Source organism: Cereibacter changlensis JA139 (assembly GCF_003034985.1).
In the GTDB taxonomy this organism is placed as follows: domain Bacteria; phylum Pseudomonadota; class Alphaproteobacteria; order Rhodobacterales; family Rhodobacteraceae; genus Cereibacter; species Cereibacter changlensis.
In genome coordinates, this window is record NZ_PZKG01000281.1 from 1 (window position 1) to 2,352 (window position 2,352).

Annotated in this window: 2 protein-coding genes and 1 pseudogene; all 3 read right to left on the reverse strand. The window is 71.8% G+C overall.

What is annotated here, in order from left to right:
* Positions 1–290: 290 nt before the first annotated feature.
* Positions 291–1,397: a phage tail protein gene (locus C5F48_RS26305; RefSeq protein WP_107666056.1), complete on the reverse strand. Its 1,107-nt coding sequence runs from the start codon at positions 1,395–1,397 to the stop codon at positions 291–293.
* The gene (locus tag C5F48_RS23205) at positions 1,394–1,981 is read right to left on the reverse strand and encodes a phage tail protein I (RefSeq protein ID WP_107666057.1); all 588 of its coding nucleotides are present in this window, start codon (positions 1,979–1,981) and stop codon (positions 1,394–1,396) included. Before C5F48_RS23205 ends, C5F48_RS26305 begins: the two co-directional genes overlap by 4 nt.
* A pseudogene (locus tag C5F48_RS23210) lies at positions 1,978–2,352 on the reverse strand (baseplate assembly protein); the annotation flags it as partial. The gene C5F48_RS23205 and the pseudogene C5F48_RS23210, both read right to left, overlap by 4 nt.

A 2,352-nucleotide genomic window follows, 5' to 3' on the forward strand; every position in this document is an offset into this window, starting at 1 on the left:
TCGATCCCGTGCAGGAACTGTTCGGGCATAGGCGGAAGTCTCCCAGGGGGTGCTGGGCGGACCATCGCAGATGCAGGGGGGAGGATCGCCCTCGACCCTGTTCGAGGGGCGGGGGCGATCCGGTCGGGATGGGGAGTCTGGTCGTGGTCGTAATGGTCTTGATGGCAATCGTGGTCGTTTAGGTGTTGGTTCTGGTTCCGGGGTGGGCAGCCAAGTTCCTGCCACGCTCACTATCGCTCAGGGCGGCGATCTTGGCAAAGGAGTTGCTGTCAAAGCGCCGGCCTCTTTGATTAAAACTTGATGCAATAGAGCAGCGCCAGGTTGCGCGGCCGGGCTTCGGCCCCGCTGGAGCGGAAGCGCATGTTCACGTCGTCGCCGTCCATCGACCGGCCCGAGGCGACCCAGGGCGAGAAGACATCGGTGGCGGGAATGTCGATGGTGACGTTGCCCTGCTCGCCGGGCGGGTTGCGCGCCGATTGCACCTGCAGCAGCCGGTTGCTCTCGGCTCCCTGGGTCGATCCCAGCACCCGGCCCGCGTCGACGCCGCGGCCGTCGTCGAGCCCGCGGATGAACTCGCCCCGCGCCTCCGGCAGGTTGAAGGTGGTCGCGCCGTCGCCCGGCCCGAAGCTCGTGCCGATGGCGGCGAAGAGCCCGGCGTAGGCGTCGCGCGAGACCGCCGCCCCGTTGCAGCGCAGCCAGCCCGGCGGCGCGGCCGTCATGGCGAAGGCGGCGACGCAGCCGGCGGGCAGCACGTTCTGCCGCACCCATTCGGTGGTGGCGATCTGCGGGCTGTTCTCGCCCGCCGCCGGGGTCGGCGCCGTCGGCGCGCCGGTGAAGCCGGGGCTCGCCAGGGGGGCCTTCTGCGCGATGGCGTTGGTGACGGTGGTCGCGAAGTTCGGGTCATTGCCGAGCGCCGCAGCGAGCTCGTAGAGCGTGTCGAGGGCGGCCGGCGAGGCGTTCACCAGCGCCGCGACCTTGGCCTGGACGAAGGCGGTGGTGGCGATCTGGGTGGTGTTGGTCGCCACGGCGGCGGTCGGCGCGGTCGGCGTTCCGGTGAAGGCCGGGCTCGCCAGCGGGGCCTTCGTCGTCTGCAGCGCCTTGCCCTGGGCTGCGGTCAGCGCCTCGTCGACAGCCGAGCTCGTCAGCGTGTTGTTCAACCGCACGATGCCGGCCACCGTGGTGGAGGCCGCGACCACCGCGGCGATCAGCGCGTCCACCCTGGTGCGCAGGAACCTGGTGCGCCCGGCGAGGATCTGGGCCTGCCAGTTCATCAGCCCGCTGTCGGCCTCGGGATCGACCACGCCGCCGGTCGGCCACATGCCGTCCTCGAGCCGCGGCACGCTCTTCCATTCCTCCGTCTCGGGGAGCGGCTGGATACTCGCGAGATTGACCATCATTGCACCTCATAGTGATAGACGCCGCCGAGCGGGATCTGATTGCCGAGATCCCAGACCCCGCGGCCCAGGACATGCCGGACGCCGCCGGCGAGCGTGATGCGCCTGAGCCGGCAGCGCACCGGGGCCACCGCCGCCAGCCTGTCGCGGAGCGCATCCGCATCGCGGCGCGCGATGGGCCGGGTGATGCCGATGTCGTAGTCGGCCCAGCTGATCCCGCTCCAGCCGAGCTGCCAGCTGCGCCCCAAGGGCGGGGCGGCCCCGAGCCGCGGCAGCTGCCAGGCCTCGGTGACTGCCGCATCGCCATAGCCCGCGAGCCGCAGCGCCCGGCGGATTGCGCCGACCGTGCCCTTGTGGCGGTGGAGATCGACCGAGGCCGCGATCACCTCGCGCCGTCGGCTCTCCGACCAGGCCGGATCCCAGTCATCGACCGACAGCGCCCAGGCGAGCCACGGGAGCAGCGCCGCCGGGCAGGTCTCGGGCGACCAGAGCTTGCCCACCGGCACGGGCAGATCGCAGAGCGCGGCGAGCGCCGCCTCGAAGGCGCGCTCGGCCGTCGTGGCGTTGGGCGGCAGGATCGAGGTCATGGCGCTTGCGAGAGGCTGATGGCCGCGCACCAGGTCGCTTCGCCGGTGGTCGGTTCGATGTCGGCGGCGGGCTCGGTCAGGGTGACCTGCTCGACGCCGGGCTGGTGCAGCGCGGCGAAGAGCCCGGAGCGGCGGAGAGCGCGACCGAGCCGGCGGCTGTCGGCCACGTAATTGCGGACGGCGGTCTCCGCCGCCGCCAGGACGGCCGAGGTGTCGGGACCGGAGAAGCAGCGCAGGCTGGCGGTGACGGAATAGGGCAGGATGGTCGCGCCCTGGACGATGACCTCGTCGCAGAGCGGGCGCACGTCCTCGTCGTTCAGCGCCGCGGCGACCGTGGCGATCAAGGCGGGGGATGCGCCGCCCGAGCCGGT

What these genes read in the sequence shown, in the direction of transcription:
- C5F48_RS26305 (WP_107666056.1), bottom strand. Translation starts at nt 1,397, where the DNA reads ATGATGGTCAATCTCGCGAGTATCCAGCCGCTCCCCGAGACGGAGGAA.
- C5F48_RS23205 (WP_107666057.1), bottom strand. Translation starts at nt 1,981, where the DNA reads ATGACCTCGATCCTGCCGCCCAACGCCACGACGGCCGAGCGCGCCTTC.